At 39.8% G+C, this 24,374-nt stretch carries 37 protein-coding genes; 25 read left to right on the forward strand and 12 right to left on the reverse strand.

The annotated features are described in order from the left end of the window. Window positions 1–43 precede the first annotated feature (43 nt). The 21 genes from M2448_RS04455 to M2448_RS04555 all read left to right on the forward strand — a co-directional run bounded on the left by M2448_RS04455 (window position 44) and on the right by M2448_RS04555 (window position 14,863). On the forward strand, window positions 44–655 hold the full coding sequence (locus tag M2448_RS04455; protein WP_280646642.1) for an AAA family ATPase: 612 nt from the start codon (window positions 44–46) through the stop codon (window positions 653–655). After that, complete coding sequence (locus tag M2448_RS04460; protein ID WP_280646643.1) at window positions 652–1,119, forward strand: hypothetical protein; 468 nt, start codon at window positions 652–654, stop codon at window positions 1,117–1,119. Before M2448_RS04455 ends, M2448_RS04460 begins: the two co-directional genes overlap by 4 nt. 1 nt (window position 1,120) lies before the next feature. Beyond that, window positions 1,121–1,936: a ParB/RepB/Spo0J family partition protein gene (locus M2448_RS04465; protein ID WP_280646644.1), complete on the forward strand. Its 816-nt coding sequence runs from the start codon at window positions 1,121–1,123 to the stop codon at window positions 1,934–1,936. Next, window positions 1,929–2,975, forward strand: a complete 1,047-nt coding sequence (gene dcm, locus M2448_RS04470; RefSeq protein ID WP_280646645.1) for a DNA (cytosine-5-)-methyltransferase — start codon at window positions 1,929–1,931, stop codon at window positions 2,973–2,975. Before M2448_RS04465 ends, dcm begins: the two co-directional genes overlap by 8 nt. 5 nt (window positions 2,976–2,980) lie before the next feature. After that, window positions 2,981–3,205, forward strand: coding sequence for a hypothetical protein (locus M2448_RS04475; protein WP_280646646.1), 225 nt, complete (start codon window positions 2,981–2,983; stop codon window positions 3,203–3,205). Beyond that, window positions 3,202–3,891: a hypothetical protein gene (locus M2448_RS04480; protein ID WP_280646647.1), complete on the forward strand. Its 690-nt coding sequence runs from the start codon at window positions 3,202–3,204 to the stop codon at window positions 3,889–3,891. The genes M2448_RS04475 and M2448_RS04480 overlap by 4 nt, the downstream gene beginning before the upstream one ends. 3 nt (window positions 3,892–3,894) lie before the next feature. Next, window positions 3,895–4,080, forward strand: coding sequence for a hypothetical protein (locus tag M2448_RS04485; protein WP_280646648.1), 186 nt, complete (start codon window positions 3,895–3,897; stop codon window positions 4,078–4,080). After that, complete coding sequence (locus tag M2448_RS04490; RefSeq protein ID WP_280646649.1) at window positions 4,061–4,312, forward strand: hypothetical protein; 252 nt, start codon at window positions 4,061–4,063, stop codon at window positions 4,310–4,312. Before M2448_RS04485 ends, M2448_RS04490 begins: the two co-directional genes overlap by 20 nt. 7 nt (window positions 4,313–4,319) lie before the next feature. Beyond that, window positions 4,320–4,889, forward strand: a complete 570-nt coding sequence (locus M2448_RS04495; protein WP_280646650.1) for a 3'-5' exonuclease — start codon at window positions 4,320–4,322, stop codon at window positions 4,887–4,889. A gap of 5 nt (window positions 4,890–4,894) precedes the next feature. Next, a complete protein-coding gene (locus M2448_RS04500; RefSeq protein ID WP_280646651.1) occupies window positions 4,895–5,320 on the forward strand; it encodes a hypothetical protein in 426 nt (141 codons plus the stop codon). Further along, a complete protein-coding gene (locus M2448_RS04505; RefSeq protein ID WP_280646652.1) occupies window positions 5,307–5,639 on the forward strand; it encodes a hypothetical protein in 333 nt (110 codons plus the stop codon). Before M2448_RS04500 ends, M2448_RS04505 begins: the two co-directional genes overlap by 14 nt. Window positions 5,640–5,740: 101 nt before the next feature. Continuing rightward, window positions 5,741–6,064, forward strand: a complete 324-nt coding sequence (locus M2448_RS04510) for a hypothetical protein (protein ID WP_280646653.1) — start codon at window positions 5,741–5,743, stop codon at window positions 6,062–6,064. Between the two features lie 84 nt (window positions 6,065–6,148). Next, window positions 6,149–6,562 carry a hypothetical protein gene (locus tag M2448_RS04515; protein ID WP_280646654.1) on the forward strand — a complete coding sequence of 138 codons (414 nt, stop codon included), beginning with the start codon at window positions 6,149–6,151 and terminating at the stop codon, window positions 6,560–6,562. Then, window positions 6,549–7,661: a DUF4417 domain-containing protein gene (locus M2448_RS04520; RefSeq protein ID WP_280646655.1), complete on the forward strand. Its 1,113-nt coding sequence runs from the start codon at window positions 6,549–6,551 to the stop codon at window positions 7,659–7,661. The genes M2448_RS04515 and M2448_RS04520 overlap by 14 nt, the downstream gene beginning before the upstream one ends. Continuing rightward, the gene (locus tag M2448_RS04525) at window positions 7,642–8,271 is read left to right on the forward strand and encodes a hypothetical protein (RefSeq protein WP_280646656.1); all 630 of its coding nucleotides are present in this window, start codon (window positions 7,642–7,644) and stop codon (window positions 8,269–8,271) included. Before M2448_RS04520 ends, M2448_RS04525 begins: the two co-directional genes overlap by 20 nt. Window positions 8,272–8,313: 42 nt before the next feature. Then, a complete protein-coding gene (locus M2448_RS04530; RefSeq protein ID WP_280646657.1) occupies window positions 8,314–8,538 on the forward strand; it encodes a hypothetical protein in 225 nt (74 codons plus the stop codon). 72 nt (window positions 8,539–8,610) lie between these two features. Next, a complete protein-coding gene (locus M2448_RS04535) occupies window positions 8,611–9,093 on the forward strand; it encodes a hypothetical protein (protein WP_280646658.1) in 483 nt (160 codons plus the stop codon). Continuing rightward, on the forward strand, window positions 9,077–10,513 hold the full coding sequence (locus M2448_RS04540; protein WP_280646659.1) for a phage terminase large subunit: 1,437 nt from the start codon (window positions 9,077–9,079) through the stop codon (window positions 10,511–10,513). The genes M2448_RS04535 and M2448_RS04540 overlap by 17 nt, the downstream gene beginning before the upstream one ends. A 185-nt stretch (window positions 10,514–10,698) precedes the next feature. After that, complete coding sequence (locus M2448_RS04545) at window positions 10,699–11,949, forward strand: phage portal protein (protein ID WP_280646782.1); 1,251 nt, start codon at window positions 10,699–10,701, stop codon at window positions 11,947–11,949. Between the two features lie 29 nt (window positions 11,950–11,978). Continuing rightward, window positions 11,979–12,236 (forward strand): hypothetical protein, encoded by a 258-nt coding sequence (locus M2448_RS04550; RefSeq protein ID WP_280646660.1) that lies wholly within the window; start codon window positions 11,979–11,981, stop codon window positions 12,234–12,236. Between the two features lie 152 nt (window positions 12,237–12,388). Beyond that, a complete protein-coding gene (locus M2448_RS04555) occupies window positions 12,389–14,863 on the forward strand; it encodes a hypothetical protein (protein ID WP_280646661.1) in 2,475 nt (824 codons plus the stop codon). 16 nt (window positions 14,864–14,879) lie between these two features. Here the strand turns inward: M2448_RS04555 and M2448_RS04560 are convergent, their stop codons facing one another. The 12 genes from M2448_RS04560 to M2448_RS04615 all read right to left on the reverse strand — a co-directional run bounded on the left by M2448_RS04560 (window position 14,880) and on the right by M2448_RS04615 (window position 21,084). Continuing rightward, entirely contained in the window at window positions 14,880–15,464 is a 585-nt protein-coding gene (locus tag M2448_RS04560) for a hypothetical protein (protein ID WP_280646662.1), read from the reverse strand. 57 nt (window positions 15,465–15,521) lie between these two features. Continuing rightward, entirely contained in the window at window positions 15,522–15,842 is a 321-nt protein-coding gene (locus M2448_RS04565; protein ID WP_280646663.1) for a hypothetical protein, read from the reverse strand. 2 nt (window positions 15,843–15,844) lie between these two features. Continuing rightward, entirely contained in the window at window positions 15,845–16,639 is a 795-nt protein-coding gene (locus tag M2448_RS04570) for an ADP-ribosylglycohydrolase family protein (protein WP_280646664.1), read from the reverse strand. Then, window positions 16,633–17,088 (reverse strand): hypothetical protein, encoded by a 456-nt coding sequence (locus tag M2448_RS04575; RefSeq protein WP_280646665.1) that lies wholly within the window; start codon window positions 17,086–17,088, stop codon window positions 16,633–16,635. Before M2448_RS04575 ends, M2448_RS04570 begins: the two co-directional genes overlap by 7 nt. Further along, on the reverse strand, window positions 17,085–17,336 hold the full coding sequence (locus M2448_RS04580; RefSeq protein ID WP_280646666.1) for a hypothetical protein: 252 nt from the start codon (window positions 17,334–17,336) through the stop codon (window positions 17,085–17,087). Before M2448_RS04580 ends, M2448_RS04575 begins: the two co-directional genes overlap by 4 nt. Window positions 17,337–17,374: 38 nt before the next feature. Beyond that, complete coding sequence (locus M2448_RS04585; protein ID WP_280646667.1) at window positions 17,375–17,743, reverse strand: hypothetical protein; 369 nt, start codon at window positions 17,741–17,743, stop codon at window positions 17,375–17,377. Window positions 17,744–18,059: 316 nt separating this feature from the next. Further along, on the reverse strand, window positions 18,060–19,559 hold the full coding sequence (locus M2448_RS04590) for a DUF4942 domain-containing protein (RefSeq protein ID WP_280646668.1): 1,500 nt from the start codon (window positions 19,557–19,559) through the stop codon (window positions 18,060–18,062). Between the two features lie 228 nt (window positions 19,560–19,787). After that, window positions 19,788–19,964: a hypothetical protein gene (locus M2448_RS04595; RefSeq protein ID WP_280646669.1), complete on the reverse strand. Its 177-nt coding sequence runs from the start codon at window positions 19,962–19,964 to the stop codon at window positions 19,788–19,790. Window positions 19,965–19,967: 3 nt separating this feature from the next. Continuing rightward, complete coding sequence (locus M2448_RS04600) at window positions 19,968–20,261, reverse strand: hypothetical protein (protein ID WP_280646670.1); 294 nt, start codon at window positions 20,259–20,261, stop codon at window positions 19,968–19,970. Between the two features lie 20 nt (window positions 20,262–20,281). Continuing rightward, entirely contained in the window at window positions 20,282–20,557 is a 276-nt protein-coding gene (locus M2448_RS04605) for a DUF3846 domain-containing protein (RefSeq protein ID WP_280646671.1), read from the reverse strand. Next, the gene (locus M2448_RS04610; protein ID WP_280646672.1) at window positions 20,550–20,810 is read right to left on the reverse strand and encodes a hypothetical protein; all 261 of its coding nucleotides are present in this window, start codon (window positions 20,808–20,810) and stop codon (window positions 20,550–20,552) included. Before M2448_RS04610 ends, M2448_RS04605 begins: the two co-directional genes overlap by 8 nt. A gap of 31 nt (window positions 20,811–20,841) precedes the next feature. Continuing rightward, window positions 20,842–21,084, reverse strand: coding sequence for a hypothetical protein (locus M2448_RS04615; RefSeq protein ID WP_280646673.1), 243 nt, complete (start codon window positions 21,082–21,084; stop codon window positions 20,842–20,844). Window positions 21,085–21,507: 423 nt separating this feature from the next. On the opposite strand from M2448_RS04615, the gene M2448_RS04620 reads away from it, so the two are divergent. The 4 genes from M2448_RS04620 to M2448_RS04635 are packed head-to-tail and all read left to right on the forward strand — an operon-like array spanning window position 21,508 to window position 24,373. Continuing rightward, window positions 21,508–22,110, forward strand: a complete 603-nt coding sequence (locus tag M2448_RS04620) for a hypothetical protein (RefSeq protein ID WP_280646674.1) — start codon at window positions 21,508–21,510, stop codon at window positions 22,108–22,110. Window positions 22,111–22,118: 8 nt separating this feature from the next. Further along, the gene (locus M2448_RS04625) at window positions 22,119–22,757 is read left to right on the forward strand and encodes a hypothetical protein (RefSeq protein WP_280646675.1); all 639 of its coding nucleotides are present in this window, start codon (window positions 22,119–22,121) and stop codon (window positions 22,755–22,757) included. A 17-nt stretch (window positions 22,758–22,774) separates the two neighbouring features. Continuing rightward, window positions 22,775–24,019, forward strand: a complete 1,245-nt coding sequence (locus M2448_RS04630) for a hypothetical protein (protein WP_280646676.1) — start codon at window positions 22,775–22,777, stop codon at window positions 24,017–24,019. A gap of 12 nt (window positions 24,020–24,031) precedes the next feature. Then, complete coding sequence (locus M2448_RS04635) at window positions 24,032–24,373, forward strand: hypothetical protein (RefSeq protein WP_280646677.1); 342 nt, start codon at window positions 24,032–24,034, stop codon at window positions 24,371–24,373. Window position 24,374 lies beyond the last annotated feature (1 nt).

The raw sequence follows: 24,374 nt of genomic DNA on the forward strand, positions 1-24,374 counted from the left end.
ATACGATTTAGAGGATCCTGGGCAGTTTTCTCTCCATGCCTCTATGATCAAGGAAATAGGCAATAACATTATGCTACGTGAATTTTCCTCCTTTGAGGTGGATGAGCATAATTCAAAGGTTCTCAGGTTCCTTACTTACTATTTCAATGATTGTAAGCTGGCTGAGGAGGTGTTTCCTGATGAAAATTACAAGATCCATAAAAACATTCTGCTGGTTGGAGAGCCTGGAACAGGTAAAACAATGCTAATGCAAGTGTTCTCTGAATATCTCAAAAGGATAGGCGGTGAAAACTTCTTTTGGAATCTATCGACTACCCAGATGATGAATTATTATAAAATTAACGGACACATAGACCGATACACTTATAACGAGTGTGCCTCTGAGGGTAAATTTGATGGAAACCCGATAAATGTATGCTTGAATGACGTGGGGCTGCTTACCGAAAATCAAAAGAATTATGGTACCGATCTCAGCTTAATCATGGATGAGTTCCTGTTTGCCAGATACGAAATCTACCAGAACTCATATAAGAAATATCATTTAACAAGCAATTTGAGCGTGGATGAGTTTGTAAAACGCTTTGAGGGTAGGCTTGTAGATCGGTTTAAGAGCTTCAATGTAATATCGTTAAACGGAAAAAGTAGAAGAAAATGAAAGTATTAAAAAAAGCAATACTCCCTTTATCCAAGGCTTTCCCAGCTACTCATAGCAGAGCTGGAGAGCTAACCGATTTTGAGGGTAAAATCGAAAGAAACGAAAAGATCCATACAATCAGATATGATGCCAAAAGTGTATGGGAAAAACGCTTTGCTAAAATCAAGGCAGGGCTTATGTATTTGGCAATGAAAGAGTGGACTGGCAGACCATACAACTCAGAAATGAGAGATCTGTTTCAGAGAACCAGAGAGGACGGGATTGGACTGCAAACAATAGAAATGGTGTATGGTACCGATGATGCCTATCCCAAAGTTTGGGTAGATGGTAAAGAGGTAGATATACAGGAGGTGGCAAAGAATGATGGTTTGAGTGTTCCTGATTTTATTGATTGGTTCTTTGGGAAAGGCAAAGAAAACACTTTTGAGGGTAAGATTATTCATTTTACAAAATTCAGATATTGATATGAAAACTAATGCAACAAAGAGAACGGATATTTTTCTTATAGATCCTCGTAACATTGTCGTTATGAGTGATTTTAATGTTCGTAGAGATTTTGATTTAGAGGAACTTAAAGAACAAATAAAGGCTAAGGGTGTGCTCAATCCCATCACCGTTAAACCTTTCAAAGATGAAAATGGGAATGAAAAGTATGAGCTGGTGGATGGTGAGAGGCGTTTACGTGCTACAATGCTGGCTATCTCAGAGGGTGCTGATATTCCCTGGATAAAAGCACTCAAAGCTCCTAAGGATGCAAGCTATGAGGATCTACTGATAGAGCAGATGATGCGAAATGAGGGCAAACGATTCTCTGAATATGAATGTGGGATAATGTTCAAACGGTTCAAGGATGAGTTTGGATATACACAGGCTGAGATCGCTGAAAAGTTCAAAAAATCACCAGCTTATATTAGCAAATGCCTTGCTTTCATGGATCTGCCAAAAGAGATCCAGGAGAGGATTATTAGAAATGAAATTTCTGCTAAAGCTGCTAAAGATATAGTGGCTAATTATGATACAGAGGTGGAGCAGGTAGAAGCTACCAAACAAGCCGTAAAAATAGCCCAGGATCAAGGGAAAAAGACTGTTACCAATAAAGAGATCAACCTGGCTATGAAAGATGCTAAGGAGGCTAAAATAATAGCTGAATCACTAAGGAAAATATGGGCATATCTGGATGGAGAGGAGGAGGTGAATATCCTCCAGCTGGCAAAACTGCTGGATAAGACTGAGAGCCTAAGATACGCAATTAAAGAACTAAAAAAAGGATCTAATGAATAAACATAAATTCCCTTATGAATGGAAGTTAGGAGACACGGTATTTACAAAGGATAAGGGGAAAGTGTTTTCTTGTTTTTCTTGTGGAGGAGGTTCCACAATGGGGTATAAACTTGCTGGATTTGATGTTATAGGATGCAACGAGATAGATCATCGTATGATGTCTATTTATCGCAAAAATCACAACCCTACATTTTCGTTTCTTGAACCAATACAGGATTTTAGACTAAGAGAGGATTTGCCTAATGATCTTTACAATCTTGATATATTAGATGGATCTCCTCCATGTTCAACTTTTTCAATGGCTGGGAGCCGTGAGGATGCCTGGGGAGTTGAAAAAAGGTTTAGAGAGGGGCAGGCAGAGCAAATACTTGATAGATTGTTTTTTGACTTTATCGACTTGACTAAGAAGCTACAGCCTAAAATAGCAATTAGCGAAAATGTTAAGGGTATGTTACTCGGTAATGCTATTCGCTATGTTCGTGAAATATATGAGGCTTTTGATTCTGCTGGTTATTATTGCCAACATTTTCTACTTGATGCAGCAACTATGGGTGTTCCACAACATAGGGAAAGAGTGTTTTTCATCTGCTTGCGGAAAGATATTGCAACTCCTTTTCTTAGGCAGAAAGATATGTTTGAATGTGCTCCATATATAGATATGGAATTTAAAGAGAAAGAAATCCCATGTAATCAAATAGATCTCGAATTAGGAGAGAAAAAAATGCCTTGTTTGTCTGCTGATTGGGAAAGATTGAAAGCTGGGGAACCAGCCAAATATCTACAATCAGGGCTTATAAAACAAACAGATGTATATCCCACGATCACAGCTGGCTATGGTGGCAAAGCGTGCCCTATGCCTGATTGGGATAATAGCTTTCCGTCAGCAAAAGATGTATGTAAAATATCTACATTCCCGATAGATTATGATTTTATGGATCAGTCCGCAAATTATGTGTGTGGAATGAGTGTGCCTCCTGTGATGATGGCACAAGTAGCATCACGAGTTTATGATTACTGGTTATCAAAAATTAAAAACTAATTGATATGGCTAAGCTAACATATACAATAGCAACAAAAATATTTAGCGACACTAATTCCGAAAACTTGGAACAGTCAATAAACGGCTGGATAAAAGAAAATAATGTGAAAGTGTTGGATATTCAGGTAGGCGTTTATCCTATGTTCGATATGTATCAGGATCGCCAGCCCACAATTTGTAACCAGTGGGAGAAATATATAGCAACAATCATTTATAACAAATTACCATGAGTTTAAATATATCAAAAGGGAATATGTATGATTTTGTAACTCATACATGGAACACCGTTAAGGGATCCTGTCCACATGATTGTGGATATTGCTACATGAAACGCTGGGGTAAACTTAAAGATCCACGCCTGGATGAAACCGAATTTAAAACCGATCTTGGTAGCGGAAATTTCATCTTTGTAGGGAGTAGTAATGATCTATTTGCTGAGGAGTACCCTGGCTTTTGGATAGATCGGACACTGGACTACTGCAAACACTTTGATAATCGCTACCTGTTTCAGTCTAAGAATCCAGATCGCTTTCTAAGAGAGACGGTGGATCCAGTTGATAAAAAACTGGTTCATCCTGTTTTGTTAAAGTCTGTTTTTTGTACGACTATTGAAAGTAACAGGTATTATGTAGTAATGCGTAATGCTCCTGCTCCTGTTGATAGAGCAAAAGCCACTAAAGAGATAAGTGAACATATACCTACCTATGTTACCATTGAGCCTATTATGGATTTCGATCTGCCAGAGCTTGTTTCCCTGGTGAAGATGTGCAACCCTACTCAGGTGAATATCGGTGCTGATTCGGGCAATAATTCCCTGCCAGAGCCATGTAAGGAGAAAGTTCTGGAGCTAATAGCTGCTCTATCTGAGTTTACCACTGTGAAACAAAAGAAAAATTTAGGGAGGTTATTGAAATAAGATATGGCTATCAATAAAGATTACGGATACTGTACTGGCATGGATTGCCCGATACGTGAGGAATGTAAGAGATATAGTTTAGAGGCTATAAATTCACCAGAGCCTCTTTGGTGGACTGATGGCTATTATGATGAGGAAAAAAGAAATTGTGAATTTAAAGATGATAAAAATGAAACCAGTAAAATTTAAAGAACAAAATGTAGTATTTGCAGAGGATCAGCCAGAATATACCCCTCTCCCTGCTTTAGTGTTAGATACTGATGATGGGCAGGTAGTTTCGTGCTGGAGATTGTCATTCAAAGAAAGAGTGAGGATTCTGTTTACAGGCAGGATATGGGTATCTCTACTTTCATTTGGAAAACCACTTACACCCAGTTTTCTATCGACAAAGAAAACAGATCATTTTACAATCAACAAATAACAAATTTATGAAAATCGTATTTTTTGACCTGGAAACTACAGGTACCTTAGTAAACAAACATGGGATCCACCAGCTGAGCGGTGAGATCGTGATAGATGGAGTAACAAAAGAAAGTTTTGATTTCCGAGTACAACCTAACCCGAAAGCGGAAATACTCCAGGAGGCTCTGGATGTAGCTGGAGTAACTAAAGAGCAGGTTATGGCATATCCTCCTATGGGGGTGGTATATGGGCAGTTTTTGGATTTGCTTGGTAAATATGTAGATAAGTATAACAAGCAAGATAAATTCTTTTTGGCTGGCTATAATAACGCCTCTTTTGATAACCAGTTTCTCAGAGCTTGGTTCCTACAGAATGGAGATAAATACTTTGGATCCTGGTTCTGGAGTAATTCCATTGATGTTATGGTGATGGCTACTCCTTACCTTGCTGCTAAACGCTCTCAGATGGAGAATTTTAAGCAGGGTACTGTTGCTGCTGCTCTGGGGATAGCTGTTGATGAGAATAGACTGCATGATGCCATGTATGATATTCAAATCTGTAGAGAAATTTATCATATCGTTTCACATAAATACTAAAAACAATGCAAGAAAAAAAGAATGAGATCAGAGAGAAAAATCAGGTGTATTATCCTGAGTTCTGGAAAAAGAGAAAGATGAACCCTGAGTTCGTAAAGGATCTGGAGGAGAGTGCTAACAGCAAACCTATAGCAACAGATGAACATGGGGAATATAGAGCTGGGAAATTCCTCCATAGTTGTGCTATTGTGATTGTAGCCTATGCAAACAACCTCTGGAGTGTTGAGATACACAGCCAGCACCAGGTAAATTTGCCGATGATTAGAGAGATCAGGTATAAGTATCTACCCGATAATTTGATGATGGCACAGCTATTCCTGCCACGTGATCAGCGTATAACTGATAAGGCGGTTGTTCTTTATCAGATCCCTGGAGAGCTGAGAGATAATGAAGTTCCAACCGAAGAAATAGCAGAAAATGAAAGTAATTGAGAATAGACTACTGCCTCCAAAAGGTTACAGGGCTATAATGCTATTTGGGGTGATATTTGTGCGTAAAGGGGTGGAGCTTCCACCCCGAACCCTAAGGCATGAGGAGATCCACAAAAAGCAAATGATGGAGATGCTTATCCTCTTTTTTTACCTCTGGTATGGTGTTGAGTTCCTGGTGAGGCTTTGCATTTATCGGGATCGCAAAAAAGCATATAGGAATATCAGTTTTGAGAGAGAGGCTTATGTAAATGATCATCTGATTTCTTACAAGCGTAAACATTTCATCTGGTTTAGATATATGAGGGAGGGCAAAGTATGATTTATGTGGGTATCGACACTGGAGTAAATACAGGCTTTGCTATTTATAACTCAAAAACAAGGCAATTAGTTGATGTACAATCAATTAAAATACACCAGGCAATGAAAAGGATAGAGGAGCTTACAGAGGAATATCCAAAGGCTGTAGTGGTTAGAGTTGAGGATCCCAGACAGCGTACCTGGTTCGGAACCGAAAGAATGCCCAGGGATGAGGAGAGAAAGAAACTCCAGGGCGTGGGATCGGTCAAAAGAGATGCTACCATCTGGGAGGATTTCCTTATAGATCTGGGAATATCCTATGAAATGGTGCCTCCTAAAATGAATCGGACTAAATTGGATCAAGCCACATTCAAGGCTTACACCAAATGGAGTAAGCGAACAAATGAGCATGGTAGAGATGCTGCCATGTTAGTTTATGGTTTTTGATTGTTATTTATCTATTTTTTGCTTTAATATGTGTTTGTCAGACACATATTTTATATCTTTGTATCATTAAAACAGTTTATTATCATGGTTATAACTGCAATTTATATTATTATCGCTATAGTAGTTCTCTATATTGCTTTGCGTTTAATACATAAAATCTACCCTCTGGATCCTGTAACAGTGGGGAAAACGATTAATATCTACCAGGATAACACATACAACCGTACAGCAACTGTTACAGGGTTGCATAGTGATCGTGTGGTTATTTATGATGTTTTGCCTTTGCCTGTACATTACAGAGGTAGATTCTATTCTGTTGGATATACCAGCGATGGCTACTCTCTTATGTTTATAGGGAGAAAGAAACTATATTTCCTCGCACGTCTGGCTGAACTAATCAGAAAGATAGCGAACACACCCGAATATCAGGGTGATTTACTTGGTGAAAGTGCTGAGGAGACTACAGAACCAGTGGAGGGGGTTGATGATGAGATGTAGTGATATTGAATTTCGCAAAGTATCAGAGCTTTCCCTGCTGAAAGATAATCCCAGAAAGATCACGACTAAGGATCTGGAGCGGTTGATAGATTCGATTCGTATAAATGGATTCTGGAAACACCGACCTATCACACTATCAGATCGAACTGGTGAGCTTGTAGTGATCGCTGGTAATCAGAGATTGAAAGCAGCTAAGAAACTAAAGCTGAAAGAGGTTCCAGTAGTGATCTACTCTGATCTTACAGAGGAACAGGAGGCTGATATAGTTCTAAGGGATAATATCAACAATGGGGAGTGGGATGTTCTGCTATTAGAGGATGGCTGGAATGAGAAAGTAGATTTTGATTTTATCGGGTTAGAATTGCCTGAACTCAATGATGAGGAGGGTAAGAAGTCAAAAAAGAAATCCAAAGGAGAGGATCCAGAGGATGATGATGATTCGGATGGTGATGATATGCCCGATGAGAAAGAGGACTTTTACAGATCCATGCTCACTGATTGCCTCTATGAAAGCAATAACGAATTTGAGATACCTAACCTGCTGCTGGATAAACAAGCTGGAAAGTTACAGCTACCATTTGCTCCATGGGGTGCAGATAGCCGATTAAGAAAGGATGTATCAACATATCACTTTTACGTGGATGATTATCGTTTTGAGGCTATCTGGAAAGATCCTATCAAGGTGCTAACAAGTGGAGTGAAAGCGTTGGTAGAACCGAACCTCTCTGTTTATGACACAACACCGATAGCATACGGACTGCATCAAATCTATAAAAAACGCTGGATAAGTCGCTACTTTCAAGAGTGTGGTATTCTGGTATATGCAGATCTCAATGTATCTGTGAAGTTCAGAGAGTTCAATAAGCTGGGGATCCCACAAGGATACAATGCTTTCTTTACTCGTGGTTATGCTGATCGGGTTGAGTATCTAAAAATAGAGCTGGAGGTAGCCAGGGAGATCTCAGGTTTGCAAACGCCTAATTTGCTGGTTTATGGTGGAGGTGATGAGATCAGGAGATTCTGTGTAGAGAATAGTCTGGTTTATATCGAGCAATTCATTAACGATAAAAAAGGAAAAAATGGCAAAAACAAGCGGTAGCAACAAGAAACCACCAGCAAGCGGTGGATTGCAAGCAGGAGATTCTAACTACAAGGGTAAGATCGGAAAGTTGGAATCTTTAGCATCTATCAAAAACCCTCAGGTGTACAAATCGGTTAAGGAGAGTATATCTCGCTTTCACTCTGTTTTGGGTGTAAGGCAAAAGGATATAAAGATCGCTACACTACAGGCAGGAGTTGGAGGGGTACATATCTCTCAGGGAGGAGTATCTAAGCAGGTAGTTCTCAATAAGCAAGTTTTCAATGGTAAAAATACAACTAAGAAAAGTGTGGAAAGTTGGGCAAGTACAGGTTATAAGAGTGGGCACCTGACTAAAACAAACAAGCCAGTAGCTCACATCATCACCCACGAGCTGGCACACGCTACCTGGAATCAGCATCTAACATCTCCGAATGCTAAGGCAGCGACAAAAAGCATTAACTCTCTTTACAAAAAATGGAAAGGAGATAGCAAAAAGAGCGGTTATGGTAGCTATGCGAAAACAAATGTGAGTGAGTTCTGGGCTGAGGTATGTACCAAAGCCGTACATGGTAAGGCAGACAAATACACCAGATCTGCCAAAGGGATTATTAAACAGTTTAAATTATAAACTATCTTTGTAACGAATTGCAAATTAAAAACATATACGATTATGACAGAAATTGTATTAAACGAAAAACAAAAGGCTGTTTTACAGAAACATTTAGATGGTACTTACAGCCCATTCTTTTCCAGTGAGGAGGAGCAAATATCCTTTAATGAGGTTATTGATATGGCTGAGGCTCTTATGTTTGAGCTTGATGCTGTAGAGGAATCTGGAGAGGATCTTATGAGATGGTTCTGGGATAAATACCAGGAACAGGAGAGCGGAAAATAAAACTAACAGGAAATCAGGTAGAAAAGCTCTATCTGATTTTCTTTGCTTTCGATGTGTGTTTGACAAACACAGTTGAAAACAACGAACAAACAACGGATGGCACTATTTGAGAAAGGAAATACAGTCGGTAACAGGTTTACCTCCGAGAACCAGCCAAAGAAAAATGGCAGGAAGCCCTCACTGTATAAACAACTCAAAAGTATTACAGGAAAGAAAGTCGATTATGAGCTGAGCAAAGAGGATTATTTCAAAACGATCCGCTTTCTGATGGAGAGGACAAAAGACGAACTCAACTCTATTATGAAAGATGAGCAAACTCCTATCTGGGTGTGCAATATAATCAGTGCTATTTTCTCTGATATACGTTATGGGCGTACATCAACCGTTGAAATGATCTTTGATAGATTGTTTGGCAAATCCACTCAACCTATAGAGGGTGATGTGAATGCTAATGTTTCTGGATCCGTTGGTATGGTGGATCTCTCCAAACTTACCACAGAGGAGCTGGTACAATACAACCAACTGCTGGATAAAATCAATGGCAAAAAAGTTTAAGGATATAGAGATCTCTATAGCCCTTGCAGTCAAAATAGAGCTGTTCAAAAGGGGTTGCTTTGATTTTATCACCTGTAAGGATGGTAAGAAGCATGAAAAGCAGGATGAGGCTTTGAAGATCCTAACCGATTCAGAGCACACTGAATTTCTGTATGGTGGAGCTGCTGGAGGAGCAAAGTCCTGGACAGGTGCTGCCTGGTTATTGTTTATGTGTTTGGCATTCCCAGGCACTAAGTGGTTTATAGGGCGTGCTGAATTGAAGCGTATAACTCAGTCCACACTTATCACATTCTACAAAGTTTGCTCTACCTATGGAGTGAGCGATGAGCTGTATAAGTACAATGGGCAATACAATTACATTGAGCTATTCAACGGCTCCAGGATTGACCTGCTGGATTTGCAATATAAACCTGGTGATCCTCTCTATGAACGCTATGGATCTATTGAGTACACAGGAGGCTGGATCGAGGAGGGCGGTGAGGTAAACTTTGGAGCCTATGATACTCTTAAAACTCGTATAGGTAGGCACTTGAACGCTGAGCTGGGGTTAAGACGTAAACTATTCATCACCTGTAACCCTAAAAAGAACTGGATGTATGAGACATTCTACAAGCCAGCGAAAAAGGGAGATTTGCCCGAATACATGAGTTATTTGGCGTGTTTGGTACAGGAGAATCCATTTATAGATCCTGACTACATAGAGGGGCTAAAAACCACCAAGGATAAGGTAAAAAGAGAACGCCTCCTAAAAGGTAACTGGGAGTATGATGATAATCCTAATGCTTTATGTTCCCACGATGCTATTACGGCTATTTTCGGCAACCTCCTGGCAATAGTAACAGGAAACTACTACCTAACAGCGGATATAGCTCGTTTCGGTTCAGATTACGCTCGTGTTTGTGTTTGGAATGGGTATAAGATTGTGGATCTGAAATGCTTTCCGATAAGTAAGACTACAGAGATACAGACTTGTATCATGCACTTTCAGAAAAAATACAGGATCCCCAAATGTAAATGTATTGCTGATGAGGATGGTGTTGGTGGTGGTGTGGTTGATAATTGCGACATACAGGGGTTTGTCAATAACAGTAGGGCTTTCAATAATGAGAACTACCAGAATTTACAGGCTCAATGTGCATACAAGCTGGCTGAACATATTAACGCCTCTGAGGTGGGTGTAGATCCTGAGCTGGTAAGCACCACGGACATTGAGCAGATAACAATAGAGCTGGAGCAACTGCAAACGTGGGATGTTGATAGTGATGGAAAGCTAAAGATTAAGCCCAAAGAGGAGATAAAGCAGGAAATAGGTTGCTCCCCTGACTGGAGAGATGTATTCCTGATGAGATGCTGGTTTGATTACAACGAAATAGATATACCTGATGATATTGAAAATAGATTATCTGGATTAATGAGTTAAAATTTATAGCAATGGGATTATTTAACGTACTAACAAATGAGGTCAAAGCTGCTGTAGGTTATCAGCAGAACTTTGAGGAGCTTCTGGCATCTAAGGATGTAGCCAGGGCGTTAAATTTCATGCAAGATCATTCTGTATTTGCTGCCCAGGCACTCCTGGAGTACAATGTAGAAAGCCATGAAATTATGAAAAGGCAGGATAAGCCGATCTATGACAAAAAGGGGAACTTTCTAAGGTTTCAAAAGCGGTGGAAAATTCCGATCCCTTATCAAACATTCATCAATGAGATAGCCCTGGTGTTCCTATATGGCAGACCTGTTAAGTGGCTACAGGAAAGCGATGGTACCGATGAGGCATTTGAAAGCTACAAGAACCTACTGAAAGAGATCCGTTTTGATGCTCATGTAAGAGAGGCAAAGCGTGTGGCTGGTTCTGAGGGTACAGCTGCTATCCTTTTTCACACATTTAGGGATGAGGAGGGAAAACCTAATCTGCTGCTCAATGTGCTTTCAAAGAAAAATGATGATGAGATCTTTACTATCAAGGATCAGTACAAGCGTTTGAAAGCGTTTGCCTGGGGGTACTCTCTCAAAGAATCGGGATCTAAGACGGTGTACCACCTGGATATTTACACAGCCGATACTATCTACAGGTGTAAGCGTGCCAGTATGGGCTGGGAGGTTATTGTTATGCAGAATGTTGTAGGTAAGATCCCTGTTATCCTATTTGAGCAGGAACTGGAGCATAATGGAGTACAGCCGATGATTCACCGTATGGAATCAATGGGATCCACCGATGCAGATGTGAATGATCGTTTTGCTAACCCTGCTATGGTTGCAACTGCTGAGATTCTTAATAGCCTACCCAAAGCTGAGGAGGAGGCAAAGCTGTACATCCTTAAAAATGGTGGTGAGGTTAGATACCTTACCTGGGATGATGCTTCTGAGAGCAAAAAGAATGAGTATGAACGCCTGGATAAGCACATTCTCTCTAAATCGTTTACTCCTGATGTGGACTTTAACAACATGAAAGGATTGAGCGATGTATCAGCCAAAGCTCTCAAACAAATGATGATGCTGGCAGTGATCAAAGCCGATAAGAGGAAAGAAACCCACGATGGTTACATGAACCGTGTGGCTAACCTCACTCTGGCTATACTTGGTAATGTGCTGGACTACACTAATAGATCCAAATATGAGGCTCTTAAAATCGGGCATGAGTTCCAGGAGCCATTTGGTGAGGATGTTAGTGCCGTACTCAATGACTTGCTTAAACAGTTCGGATCTGGTGCCCTCTCTCTACAAACAACATTAGAGATGAGTTACCTGGTGAAGAATGCTAAGATAGAGCTTGACCGAATCAAAGAGGAACAGGCTGAGGCAATGGAGAGACAAAAGGAGTTAAACAAAATGGACGTATTTGGGGAGGCTGAATAATGGGAACAATAATTATTACTTTAATAGCCGTGGTAGTCGCTGGGTGGTGTTTCTATACTCTCTCAGAGCATGAGGTAGAATCAGGGTATGTAGTGGACAAAGAGCACCTGCCAGAAAGCACAGAAATGGTGTATGATACAACTTTCAATTTAGATACTCCACAAACTACACCCGAATGTTTTGTTATCTGGGTGGCTGATCGTAATGGTGTGGAGGAGATCTATGTGAGTGAGGATGAGTTCAACGAAATAAAGGAGGGGCAGAAATGGCAAAGAAACAGCTTGTGAATGAGGTTAAGGTAAAGTGCGTGGACTGCATTTTTTGTCCTGGTGAGCCTGTCAATCACTTGGTAGATTGTACCAATAAGAATGCTAATCCAGGAGGGCACAAAAAGGGATGCTGGGCACACGTTTGCCGACACTTTAAAAACAAATAGTGAATGGCTCAATACATCAACTCTAAAAAGCTCCAAAGGGAGTTATTTAAGCGTACAGAGGGTTATGCTGTAAATGTGCGTAATCTCTACAGGAATGCTATGGATCAGCTTATAGACCTGGTAAAGGGTACTGAGCTGGAGGATGGCAAACCTTTCTCATTTTCTGAATATGGCTATGGGGAGGAGGCTACTGCTGTTTTCCGCTCTCTGTATAGCCAGGTTTACCAGGAGATCAGAGGGGATGTAGAGAAAGAGTGGATGTTATCCAATGATAATAATGATGAGCTTGTAAAAAGTGTGTTTGGCAAACACTCTATTCAGGATAATCATTTTGCTCGTTTGTTCAATCGGAATAAGGAGGCTATGGATGCTTTCTTTGCCCGAAAAACAGGAGACGGCTTAAACCTCTCTCAAAAAGTATGGAAGTACACAGGGCAGTACAGAGAGGAACTTGAAAACTGCTTGGATCTGGCTATCGGTGAGGGTATCGGTGCTAATCAGCTGGCAACAAAGATAAAGGAATACCTACAAGATCCAGATAAGTTTTACAGGCGGTTTAGAGTAAAGACTGGAGAGGACGAAAATGGTAACTCAATCTATGGCAGGGTATGGAAACGCAGGGTATATGACAATGAAACCCAAAGCTATAAATGGATAGATGACAACCCTAAGAAATACCACCCTGGGCGTGGAGTTTACCGATCCTCTTACAGGAATGCTCAGCGTTTAGCACGTACTGAGACAAACATAGCCTATAGAACAGCTGATTTTGAACGCTGGCAGCAGCTTGATTTTGTTGTAGGAATTGAAATAAAGCTCTCCAACAATCACCCACACTCGGATATTTGTGATGATCTCCAGGGGATCTATCCCAAAACATTCAAGTGGAGAGGCTGGCACCCTAACTGTAGATGCTATCAGGTGCCTGTTCTGGCTACAGAGGCTGAGATAGATGATATGCTGGATAAAATTCTCTCTGAGGATAACGTGGATCCTATGGATAGCTCTCAGGCAGTACAGGAGTACCCCGATGAGTTCAAAGAGTGGGTTAAAACGAATGAGGAGCGGATGGAGAAAGCTGAGGCAAAGGGAACACTCCCCTACTTTGTGAAAGATAACAAGGCAGGAATAGAGGATATTCTAAAGCCCATATCACCCGAACAAAAACATCACCAGGATTTAGTTGGTAAATATGGAGAGGAGAGCGTACAACAGCTCTATGATGCTTTTGGAGCTTTCAAAGATAAGATCTCTACTGGTGATCTGGAGTATCAAATCAAAAAGCTAAAATTTGAGGCTAACTGGGTTGCTGATAAAAACAAGTTTCCAACATCTCCAGAGATGGTTAAGATGCTGGAGAAAGAACTGGCTACTGTACAGGCTAAGTATGACACACAACTGGTAGTAGAGGCAGCTCAGCCTATTCTCGGATATAAGAGCAAAAGCAAGCCGTTAAACAGCCTGTTAGAGCAGCTGAATGATGCTATTGCAAGTGGTGGATCCACAAAAGAGATACAGGATCTCACAGCTCAGGCGACTGCAAAAATAAAGGATATAGAAAAGGCTCGCCTGAATAAGATTATAAAGAGCGGATCAGATGGCTCTATTATAGATCTATATGCCACAGCTGGGGAGAAACTGGAGATTGCACGGCTACAGGATCAGTATGATAAGGCACTGGCTCAATATGGTAGCCAGTGGAATTATACCGTTAATCAGAACTATCAGGAGCTGGCTAATTATAAGAAAGAGCTGGGGCAAAAATACATGAGCAAACAGGGTGCCCTGGTTAAGCTAAATGGAGAGACCTCAGAGGCTGCTGCTAAAGCTCTGGAGGAGTATCTGAATGCACCAGAGAACAAAACGGCAAACACTCCTATAGGTGGTAGATTTCAGAACTCAACACGCTGTGATGATATTGATAAGAAACGGATAAAAGAGTACAGCAAAGTAACTGGTATTAGTGAGGATGAGCTGGGGCTGATAACCAGATATACATACGGATCCAAATGGTGTAATCAGTACGGCTATGGTATTGTAGATCCTTATTTCGGCAAAGTCCAGGATTATGATGGGTTGTGTCAGAAATACTATCCTGCTGCTAACTCTGTACTGGAGAAATTGCCCAGATTCCAGGGTACCACTTTCTCAGGGATCAATATGAGTGCTATGGAGCTGGATAAATACATCATATCCATGAAAGAATGCCTCGATACAGGTAAGCCATTTGTAAATAACGCCTTTCTATCAACCACAACCAACATAGACAAAACAACCATATTTGGCAGCAATATACAGCTTGTGATAAAGGGTAAACATGGTGTAGATGTTAAGCCTATTACACACCACTACTACAAGAGTGAGGATGAGGTTTTGTTTCGGGCTGGCACTAACTTCAAGGTGGTAGCTGTAAAGCAAGAAACAGCCCGAAAATATGGCTTTGGCAAAGGCTGGGTAATTGAGCTGGAGGAGATCTAAGGGATTATTGAGAGTATTATTCCCATATATTTTTTTCAAAAGTGATTAAGATGGAATTTGAACTCTTTGAATATTTCCCATCAATATCAAATTTCATAGTCGGCTCATTGATAACCCACCAGCACTCATAGATGAACGTATCCACATCATTCTTGATAACATAATCCCAAAACTCGTTTCTATCTTGGAAGTCTATTTGTCCTGCTGTTTTGCTGTTGTATTTTGCTCTGTATGTTTGATACATATTTGCTGAGCTGATTTTGTCCATTTCCTTTTTGTATAGCTCTATTCCATCGGAATACCCATTGCCATACAACCCATAAAGTTCAATTTTTGATACTGTGCCGTTCTCATTGCCATAGAATGTAACAAGATAAGATACATCCTTGGTGTTTAAGCGATATTTGAGCGTTGTTTTCCCCAGAGTGTTGCTCTCATTTTCAAGCTCTCCAGCAGTGAATGATGATTTAATATGATCAGGTGTAGCATCCATCATGTTGATAAAATCATTGACATTAAAAACCGATATGGTACCTAACTCATCATTACTACATCCTGTTATCAATGCTGCCAGGCAAAGCATTAAAATTACTTTCTTCATAACATTATTTTTGAGATTGAACCACAAAGATAGTGCTTTAAAAGAAAAAAGAGGCTGTTATGCCTCTCTCTTTCCTGTCTCAAATGATTTCTCCCAGTCCGTTTTGTCTCCCTCTGGATTCGGTGATTTACCTGGTAAATACTCTTTCAGCAGATTCTCTTTCCAGTGTTTGTATGATTCAGAAAGGGATTCCCCTGTCTCTGATCTATCCAAAAAAGCATAGTGAAACTCTTTCTCATACTCCCATAGAGAGGCTGCCAGAGGTCGTTTTACATCGTTCTGATAGGGGTTGCTTTTCTCTCCATTATACCATTTGTAGTTTGAGTAGTCCTCTGTAATGCCAGAAAAAAACTCCTCTTTGTTCCATTCTTTTCCCATGATTATAGTTTTAATAAGCGATCTCCGTAAATTGGATTCTCTTTAATAAATTGAGTAAATATCATAAACATATCATCTGGCAATTTGTCAATAGCAAGTACCGCTATATGATCGGGTATTTTATAGTATGATTCGGCAATGGATCCAGCAATGGCAGCAATAGTATCACTGTCTCCACCGATTGAAACAGCCAGCCTGATAGTTTCCTCAAAATCGTTTGCCTCCAAAAAGCAGCTGATAGCCTGGGGAACTGTTACATGGCACGTTTCATTAAAAGTGTTGTGCATCCTAATACTATTCACTGAGTTCACATGGTACCCATATCCGCTGATATATTGCTCTATGCCTCCTTTGTCGATCTCTCCAGTTCTTAGCTTGAATATCAAAGCAGCTACACATTGAGCACCGAATATACCTCCCATGTGATCATGGCTCGGTATGGCTGAAAGCTGAGCCTGTGAGAGAACTTTCTGGTGGCTATCAAATAACCACCCTACAGGGCTTACTCTCATTGCTGATCCGTTTCCATAGCTGTTGTAAGGTTGTGGATCATCGGACTGGATCCAGCGTGCAAATGAACCTCCATAGGCTCCTTTGGGGTTCGGGTACTTTCTGCACCATTCCAGGAGGCTATTCTTATACTTTTTCCCATTGAGGATAGCATCCGCTATAGCTATTGTACAGATAGTATCGTCTGTATATGTGCTTTCCTCTGTGAACAGATCAAAGTCTGTCCTGTTCGTATTGTTGAACTCGAAACGAGATCCTATTATATCTCCTATGATTGCTCCTAACATAATTTTACCTCCAATTCTTTCCTTGTGATTGCAAAATATAAGTTTTGTAACTGATGGGCATACTCTATTGTGTGTATCAGTCCATTGAGCATATAATAAAATGGCTCTTTAATATTATTTTCTACAGCTACAGGAGTTTTGTTAGTAAATATTATCAGGTTTCCCTGCTTGCTATAATCCTTTACAAAGCATTGTTTGGCAAAGCGATCTCTTTCAAAACCACACTTCAAAAGCAGTTCATTGGTCAGGGGGATAGGGCTAAGCCATTCTACTCCTCGCTTATCCTCTCCAAGTATTACTATCCCAGGCAAAATGCCAGTTACTTGAACGATTGATAGAGATACATTCCTCATTCCTATTACCCCATTCTCGTAATCTATATATTCTTTCCCATCCAAATTCGGGCGGTAGATATAATTACCTATTCTCAACTCGCTTGCTTGTATCATAATTCCTCCTTTCTTAATTTTCCTCTTTCGGTTTGTTTCCTCCTGAGTGCTCCCAGGCGAATAGTGCAAAGCCGATTGGAATACTCTCCAGCCTCCAGATCTACATTCCAGAGGCTTTCTTTCTTAATGCCTACAACATCCTCAGGCAGGATCTCATATATTGCAGTCTTAGAACCGAAATAGTAATGTTTCTCTCCCTGATATGCTTTCTTTAGCTCTACATGAACTACTTTAAATTTTTGTTTCATAAAAGTGTGTTTATCAAACGCAAAGATAGTGTATTCTATTACATAGAACAAACATTTACATCATAAATAATAGGCTCCCCACAAAACGAGCATTCACAAATCTGTAATAATTGATTTCTCGAAAAGCTCCAAGAACGTACCATATCAACATCATCATTTTTTAATGGAGAATAAAGCTCCTCAAATTTAGGCTCTATGGATCCTCTTATGTCGAAAAGTCTATTATGTATTTTTGTAGCAATATGATCCTTATCTTGATGAATATAAGGCTTAGCATCTGGATAGATGGATTTTAAGAATAGATGAAATTTATAACACCCTCCTCTCATAAATATGTGTTCTATGTACACATCGGAATCCCTTAAAGTAGTAATTATATGCTCTATTTGATTTATCATTTCATTCATTATTTACTTTTTGATAACTGGTATTTTGTTCCACAATCTAAACAAATAACTCTCATGGATCCGCTCCTGGTTTGCCTTAACTTCCCATTGCATTGTGAGCATTGATGTAAACTACACCATTTTTCTACAGCTTTATTCCGTTTTGTAAAATCCTTTTTAGGCATCATATCAGGGTAGAGTATTCTACATATTTTGTTATATTCTCTACTTATCCACCTCCCACCTGGCTCATGGTGTAAACCGTCTCCCATCATATCTCCAAGTTTGATGAGTTGATCATGGAGGAAATCTCGATCTTGTTTCATTTGAAATTGTTTTAATACACCTCTACTCCAGTACCCTTTTTACGTGCTGTTTTAGTCTCAGCAGATGTTTTAGGCAGTCTCCATCCACGAGCTTTAGCAACTCCAATATTAAACGCCTCCCACACTTTTACATCTCGAAACTCAAAGTGCATGGTTCCTTTCTTGAATCCCTTGATCCTGAAAAATCCCCAGTCATACCATACTCCGAACTTCATTCTCTCCCAGTCTCCTCTGTTGTTATCAGATGAATTGTGCATATTGAAAGAGAAATTATAAATGCTCTGGATGCTTTCGTATGGTGTAGCGGTGAGTAGGCACAAAGCTCTGATAAGATCATCAATTTTATCCCTATTACCACTATACCGAATACTAAGCTCTCCACCATAAGAAACCTCACACATCCAGGGTACAATGAATTTTCTATTTATCATATAATCGCTGTTTGTTTTCCATTTCTCTCCAGCTGTTGAGTTCTCAGCCGAAAAAGAGCAGATCATATCAAAAGCCTCAATTAGAACCTGGCTCATTCGGTTTTCATGTGTTCCCACAATTATCTCCATCATTTTATAGATGTTCTTAACGGTAAATGGGATGTGCTCCTGAGTTTCAACGAACTTATTAATGTTGTCTCTCACTCCTTTTGTAGAGTATTTCTCCATGTTCAGATCTCTAAACACTTTCTCCCAGCACTGCTTTTGCAGTTCTTTCTTGTACTCATCACGAGTAATTTTACGATCTGAGTAATTTGTTTCTCCAGATCTATAGGCTCCGAACTTAACACCGTATTTGCTTATGGGTGCTGTTAATTCATTTATTTTGCTGGATACCTCCATCACCTCATCAAACATTCTCACAGCAGCAACATACCTCCAAACAAGATCACGCACATAGTTAGGCTTAACCAGCCCACCTGTGAGCGATTCTGGCTCATCCTCTATAGAAAAGTAATCAGAGAACTCATCCTCCTCTGTTCGGGGCTTATAAAGCCAAATACAGCCTACCTCTACATCTGTCTGCCTCTCTGAGGTGGAGAAACACCTGCCAAAATTGTCCTTTCTGCCTGATTCTTTTATAAGCTCATATATTTGAGCTTGTTTTGTGTTATAAGCCCTGAATATAGAGGCGTTGCAAAGTGATATAATTGTACAGCCAGCTGGAGCGATCTCCCAGGCGTGTAAAATATGCCTCTCCTCATCCGAAAATGGAGGATTCATAATGATTATATCCACATGGGATATTTGTTCGCTCCTGAGACTTAAAAAGTCGGCTGTTATGTATTTGCTCTTACTGGCTACAATCTTAGCCAGATCTTTGTTAATTTCGCACGTGAGGACTTCTTTAGCTCCATTCTCATTAAGATAATCTACTATGTTACCTTTGCCAGCAGATGGCTCCAGAAAGATCTTATCAAAAACCTCTACATTCATCAGCATCTGCTCTATTACTCCAGTGGGAGTAGGGAAAAAATCTTTGTTAAACATATATTTTCTATTTGCTAAAGTTTCTACCATATCCTAAGATACATCCAGGTAGGTGATCTGGATCGTTAAAAGCGTATCTATTTGTATTGCTAAATTCGCAGAAATCACAATATGAGTTTTGGCAATAACTTGGCTGTTTTATTTTATCAATTTGAGAAATTAAATGCTCATATTTATTCTTGTACTTCTCGTGCTCATATCTCAGTTGTTTCAACTCAGATCGTAATTTTCTATATTTCTTATATGATAATATCAGTATCATGTTTTGTTGTTTTTAGCGTTATGTACTCCACGTGTATAATTACGTTCTATTTTTCTCACATCATTATATTTAGCTTGCTTGCTACTCTCAATTACTCTTTTGCCAGTTCCTAAGAGCTTACCTCCTTTGCCCTGCTCGTCCAGGGTTTCCTGTATTACTTTTAAGATTCCCATTTCTTAATTATATTGATTAGTGCTCCATGAATAATTATCACGTGTATCACGTCCATATTTAGCATCAAAAGCAATTCTCTTTTCAATCTCCTCATTTGCTTCTTTCTCAGTGTCGGCTGTACCTACATTGTACTCCTCACCATCAATCATTTCGATAATGTAAAATTTCCCTATTATTGCATTCATATTATTGTAGATTTGTATTAAATCAGTATGAGGATCGAACTCATATTTCCATGTTCCCAGTGTCCTATAATTAGACGATATACATTCTCTGGCTGTCTGGTGTCCTACCATTAGACGAACTGATTTTTTTGTTATTGTACCTCTATATCCTTACACAAAACAACATCTCCAGCTATATAATCCCAGTCGAAAATAGCACCTCTCTCCAGGGCTGTTTTCGTTGCTGTTTCGTTTCGCTCACACGTATATTTTCCCTCCTCATTGACAACATAGATCTCACCATTTTTCAGATCAATAATCTCTATGTATCCATCAACATATCCCTGGAGTTCGTCCAGCTTAAAATCGGTTCCGTTCACTGGGTGAATTTCGGTTATCTCCCCATTTACCTTGATTAGTTTAGCCATTGTTTTCCTCCTTTCTGTAGATTGAATGGATCTCTTGTAGTGTGTCTGCATCTACTATAGCAATACGCTTGTAGTATTTCTCACAGGCAGCATCAAAACCACCACACCATTCTGTTTCTTTTTGGTACTGTTCTTTCACTTTCTCAACAAAGGATGGGATAGCATCTTTATCCATCACAGGGGTAGTCATTCCGATACGGATCTGATCCTCCGTATCATGCTGTAAAACTCTTACTCTAATTAAATCGCTCATAATCATAAATCTTTAGTGTTGCATTACTATTTTAGTTGTTGGTATCGTCATTCATTTTATACTCTGGAAATCCCATTTCTCTATGAGCAATACCTGTTATATCCACATACAAGCAATACTCATCTGCTTCAACGATAAACCAGCCGTTGTTAAATCGGATGTAGCCATCTTCGTAGATGGTTTGTATCAATGTTCTATTATCGTCAAGGATAGCGGATGCAAGGTTATAAGGGTTCCTAATTGTTCCCTGATCACAATCATCAATCAAAGCCATTGCTTTTAGTGCAGCGTTTGCTAATTTTCTATTAGTGTATCCCTCTACTATCTTATGCGTTGCTTCCATTTTCTATATATTTTGCTCGTTATAAAACTAATTACGATGCAAATATAGGATATATATCCAAACAAACAAAGGAAAATGGATATAATTTGGATATATTTATAAAAATTCGGTGATTTTACGGCTTTTTTATATCCAGATTCAGGTAAATAGACTGGATATATTTTACTGCAAATTATGATATATCTATTTTCTTGGATATAATTTGTTATACTTCATACAACAAATAAAACACACTCTTTTTGTACACTTGGTAAATCTAAGCATCTGATCCTCTGTATTAAAAAGTGTGTTTGTCAGACACATATATCAGAATTTATGCTTATTTTTGTGCGAACTAATTTTTTATATAAAATCATGAATAAGAAACTCTTTGTAAAAGTTAAAGACTTGTGTAAAGACACAGGTTTATCAGAGAAGTATCTCATAGCGATAACCGAAAAAATGGGTGGCAGCATTGAGGATGATTCGACTGATGAGGCAGCTATAGAGGAAGTGGCAAATCAGATAGTGGACATTGCGAAAGAATCGCAGGGAGAGGCTACCAGATGGGCTAATAGCAAAAAGAAAGATGAAAAAGGATCCAAAGGCTCTAAGTCCGAAAAAGAAAAAGAAGAGGATGAGGAGGGTAAAGGAACCAAAGCATCTAAAGAGGATGCTGAAAATGAACGCTTAAAAGCTCTTGAAGAGGAGTTAGCTCTACTAAAGGGTGATAAAGCTAAGGAACAGCGTACAGCAGCTGTTAAATCAGCTCAGGAAAAGCACAAAATTCCCGAATGGAGAATGAAAGGGCTTGTAGTTCCAGAGGATCAGGATCCCGATGAGTACCTGGCTGCTATTAAGCAGGATCTCATCACTCAGAATCTTATGCCAGCTGATACGGAGGGCACAAAGGCAGCAAGTGAGCAGGCTCTGGATGAGGTGTCTGATAATTTGCTGGAATCAATCACAGTTAAATAATTTAAGGAATGAAAGCAAAAAGGTATTCATTTGGTGGGGAAAAGCCGATTTTCACAGGCTCTCCCTCTATTGTGCCTGGTGGTTTTAATCTGGATGTAGAGGCTCAGAACTTTATTATAGGATCCGAGATTTCACCTGGTACACTTGCAATCTTTAATGAGCAAACCCGAAAGGTGAAAGTCATTAAGACGGCAAAAGTGAAAAAGATAGAGAGTGATAGCAAAGTTATCTCTCTGGTTGCAAACGATACAGTAGAACCGTGTTTTGCTGTAGGTGATAGCATTCTGAAAGATGGTGCTATTTCTGGCTCTTTCGGGGATGCTCCAACGATTACTAAAGTGGAGAGAAAAAGTAACGGTGAGTACATCATTACTCTTTCTGCTGCTGTTTCGGGGCTGGCTGTTGATGATGCTATCGTTCAGGTAGTGGACAAAGAGGGAAATGCTGCTCTTATCGGTGATGCAAACTGTATCACATTTGACCGTACAGAGGTTAAAGAGGATGAGACAGGTATTGATGTGTGTGCTGATACAATGCAATATGCAATGTATGAAAGGAGGGTTAATCCTATCCCTGCCTCTCAGAAAGATACCACTGGTAGCTATCTGAAAGCGAACCCACATATCAAACTTTCACAATCATTTTAAAAAAGGAGGTTTGACTTATGAGATCAATTTATTCAACATTTACAGGCTTGCACAACGTACAGGGTAAGCCTCTGGATTTTCTGGCAGCGTGGAAAAAAACATTCGACAAAGCCAGTGAGAGAGAAGTGATTTTGTTCCAAAAAATGTATTCGGATGAGTATCTGGATTACGAGGCTCCACAGCTTTCTTTGACAGCTGAGGGGTTGATGGGCAAATATCGTTTCAGAGTGATGGCTACAGTTTTGGCAAATGAATCTCCAACTCCTTTGCGTAGAACTGATGGCTTTGATATTTGGACTAAGGAGATACCACGTGTAGGACACAAGTTCTTTATGAAAGTTTCGACTTATCGTAAATTGCTGGAAACTTACAAATCTCCTTATTTGAAAGAGCCACAAAAGGTTAAGCAAATTGAGAAAACATTGAAAAACGATGTTCAAAATGCTTACCTGGGATGTAAGGATTATGTGGATTACGTGATGCTGAACGCTCTCTCTAACTGGGGATTGTGTAGATTCAAACCCGACTTGAACAACCCTGGTGGACGTGAGTATGAGGTGGATTATCAGATGGATGATGCCAACAAACTTGTTTCTGCTCTCCTTTGGAACGCAGCTAACTCAAACGCTGGCAAACTGAACATCACTTTGCTTTTAACTCAGATCGTAACGCTTTTCAAAGCTAAAGGAGTTGAGTTCAAAGAGATGATGATGGCTCCTGAGTTAATCTCTTTCATTCGTATGGATGAGGGAATCAGGACTGCAATCTATGGCAAAGATAAATCTGCCAAAATCGCTAAGCTCACAGATCTTAACGAATATCTTTCTGAGAACGGAATACCTCCTATCAAAGAGGTAAAACGCTTAGTAGCTATTGAGAAAGATGGTGAAGCAAGCCCTCAGGATCCGTGGAATCACAACATGATCGTATTTATTCCTCAAACTGATAACGGCAAACTTGGTATTGTTCAGCCGTCTATCGAGGATAACGAACTCATGGAGGAGGAAAACGTGGACTACATGGATGCTGGAAACGGTATCCGTATCGCTAAATGGCGTACTGGAGATTCTACTGGACAACAAACAGGAGAATACACCCAGGGATCTGCTCGTTTATTGCCGATCATTACAGAGATCAATGCTGTAGTGATTCTGCAAGTTCGTGGGTTCGAGGAAAAAATCGAAATCACAGAGAAAGCCGATGAGGTTATGTTTAACACTCTCTCTGATTACACCGCTGCTACTGGTGTTTTGGAGGGCTAAAAATATCTGATTATGGAATTAAAAGTATTGAAGCCCTTTAGAGACAAAGAGGATGCAAAGAAAATCTATAAGGTTGGTGAAACAATCGAAATGGATAACCTGGAGAGGATCAATGATCTTGTAGTTCGGGGTATCTGCATCATCACAGCTGTGGAAACAAAGGAAAATTCTGGATCCTCTGATAAAATCGTATTCCTGGAAAAGGAGTTTGAGGTAAAAGAGGTAAAAGAGGCTTTGGTAGCTATCGGTATAACCGTGGCAGCTAACGCTGGTGCAAACTCTATCAATAAGAAAATTTCTGAATTGACTGAGGAGCAAACAAAAGCGATTACCGAAATCCTTTGTAAAGAGTAAG

This window comes from Dysgonomonas sp. PF1-14 (genome assembly GCF_029892965.1).
Taxonomy (GTDB): domain Bacteria; phylum Bacteroidota; class Bacteroidia; order Bacteroidales; family Dysgonomonadaceae; genus Dysgonomonas.

Bases quoted from the DNA above. Each gene is read 5' to 3' on its own strand.
- M2448_RS04455 (WP_280646642.1), top strand. From the start codon at position 44: ATGATCAAGGAAATAGGCAATAACATTATGCTACGTGAATTTTCCTCC.
- M2448_RS04460 (WP_280646643.1), top strand. From the start codon at position 652: ATGAAAGTATTAAAAAAAGCAATACTCCCTTTATCCAAGGCTTTCCCA.
- M2448_RS04465 (WP_280646644.1), top strand. From the start codon at position 1,121: ATGAAAACTAATGCAACAAAGAGAACGGATATTTTTCTTATAGATCCT.
- dcm (WP_280646645.1), top strand. From the start codon at position 1,929: ATGAATAAACATAAATTCCCTTATGAATGGAAGTTAGGAGACACGGTA.
- M2448_RS04475 (WP_280646646.1), top strand. From the start codon at position 2,981: ATGGCTAAGCTAACATATACAATAGCAACAAAAATATTTAGCGACACT.
- M2448_RS04480 (WP_280646647.1), top strand. From the start codon at position 3,202: ATGAGTTTAAATATATCAAAAGGGAATATGTATGATTTTGTAACTCAT.
- M2448_RS04485 (WP_280646648.1), top strand. From the start codon at position 3,895: ATGGCTATCAATAAAGATTACGGATACTGTACTGGCATGGATTGCCCG.
- M2448_RS04490 (WP_280646649.1), top strand. From the start codon at position 4,061: ATGAAACCAGTAAAATTTAAAGAACAAAATGTAGTATTTGCAGAGGAT.
- M2448_RS04495 (WP_280646650.1), top strand. From the start codon at position 4,320: ATGAAAATCGTATTTTTTGACCTGGAAACTACAGGTACCTTAGTAAAC.
- M2448_RS04500 (WP_280646651.1), top strand. From the start codon at position 4,895: ATGCAAGAAAAAAAGAATGAGATCAGAGAGAAAAATCAGGTGTATTAT.
- M2448_RS04505 (WP_280646652.1), top strand. From the start codon at position 5,307: ATGAAAGTAATTGAGAATAGACTACTGCCTCCAAAAGGTTACAGGGCT.
- M2448_RS04510 (WP_280646653.1), top strand. From the start codon at position 5,741: ATGAAAAGGATAGAGGAGCTTACAGAGGAATATCCAAAGGCTGTAGTG.
- M2448_RS04515 (WP_280646654.1), top strand. From the start codon at position 6,149: ATGGTTATAACTGCAATTTATATTATTATCGCTATAGTAGTTCTCTAT.
- M2448_RS04520 (WP_280646655.1), top strand. From the start codon at position 6,549: ATGATGAGATGTAGTGATATTGAATTTCGCAAAGTATCAGAGCTTTCC.
- M2448_RS04525 (WP_280646656.1), top strand. From the start codon at position 7,642: ATGGCAAAAACAAGCGGTAGCAACAAGAAACCACCAGCAAGCGGTGGA.
- M2448_RS04530 (WP_280646657.1), top strand. From the start codon at position 8,314: ATGACAGAAATTGTATTAAACGAAAAACAAAAGGCTGTTTTACAGAAA.
- M2448_RS04540 (WP_280646659.1), top strand. From the start codon at position 9,077: ATGGCAAAAAAGTTTAAGGATATAGAGATCTCTATAGCCCTTGCAGTC.
- M2448_RS04545 (WP_280646782.1), top strand. From the start codon at position 10,699: ATGAAAAGGCAGGATAAGCCGATCTATGACAAAAAGGGGAACTTTCTA.
- M2448_RS04555 (WP_280646661.1), top strand. From the start codon at position 12,389: ATGGCTCAATACATCAACTCTAAAAAGCTCCAAAGGGAGTTATTTAAG.
- M2448_RS04560 (WP_280646662.1), bottom strand. From the start codon at position 15,464: ATGAAGAAAGTAATTTTAATGCTTTGCCTGGCAGCATTGATAACAGGA.
- M2448_RS04565 (WP_280646663.1), bottom strand. From the start codon at position 15,842: ATGGGAAAAGAATGGAACAAAGAGGAGTTTTTTTCTGGCATTACAGAG.
- M2448_RS04570 (WP_280646664.1), bottom strand. From the start codon at position 16,639: ATGTTAGGAGCAATCATAGGAGATATAATAGGATCTCGTTTCGAGTTC.
- M2448_RS04575 (WP_280646665.1), bottom strand. From the start codon at position 17,088: ATGATACAAGCAAGCGAGTTGAGAATAGGTAATTATATCTACCGCCCG.
- M2448_RS04580 (WP_280646666.1), bottom strand. From the start codon at position 17,336: ATGAAACAAAAATTTAAAGTAGTTCATGTAGAGCTAAAGAAAGCATAT.
- M2448_RS04585 (WP_280646667.1), bottom strand. From the start codon at position 17,743: ATGAATGAAATGATAAATCAAATAGAGCATATAATTACTACTTTAAGG.
- M2448_RS04590 (WP_280646668.1), bottom strand. From the start codon at position 19,559: ATGGTAGAAACTTTAGCAAATAGAAAATATATGTTTAACAAAGATTTT.
- M2448_RS04595 (WP_280646669.1), bottom strand. From the start codon at position 19,964: ATGGGAATCTTAAAAGTAATACAGGAAACCCTGGACGAGCAGGGCAAA.
- M2448_RS04600 (WP_280646670.1), bottom strand. From the start codon at position 20,261: ATGGTAGGACACCAGACAGCCAGAGAATGTATATCGTCTAATTATAGG.
- M2448_RS04605 (WP_280646671.1), bottom strand. From the start codon at position 20,557: ATGGCTAAACTAATCAAGGTAAATGGGGAGATAACCGAAATTCACCCA.
- M2448_RS04610 (WP_280646672.1), bottom strand. From the start codon at position 20,810: ATGAGCGATTTAATTAGAGTAAGAGTTTTACAGCATGATACGGAGGAT.
- M2448_RS04615 (WP_280646673.1), bottom strand. From the start codon at position 21,084: ATGGCTTTGATTGATGATTGTGATCAGGGAACAATTAGGAACCCTTAT.
- M2448_RS04620 (WP_280646674.1), top strand. From the start codon at position 21,508: ATGAATAAGAAACTCTTTGTAAAAGTTAAAGACTTGTGTAAAGACACA.
- M2448_RS04625 (WP_280646675.1), top strand. From the start codon at position 22,119: ATGAAAGCAAAAAGGTATTCATTTGGTGGGGAAAAGCCGATTTTCACA.
- M2448_RS04630 (WP_280646676.1), top strand. From the start codon at position 22,775: ATGAGATCAATTTATTCAACATTTACAGGCTTGCACAACGTACAGGGT.
- M2448_RS04635 (WP_280646677.1), top strand. From the start codon at position 24,032: ATGGAATTAAAAGTATTGAAGCCCTTTAGAGACAAAGAGGATGCAAAG.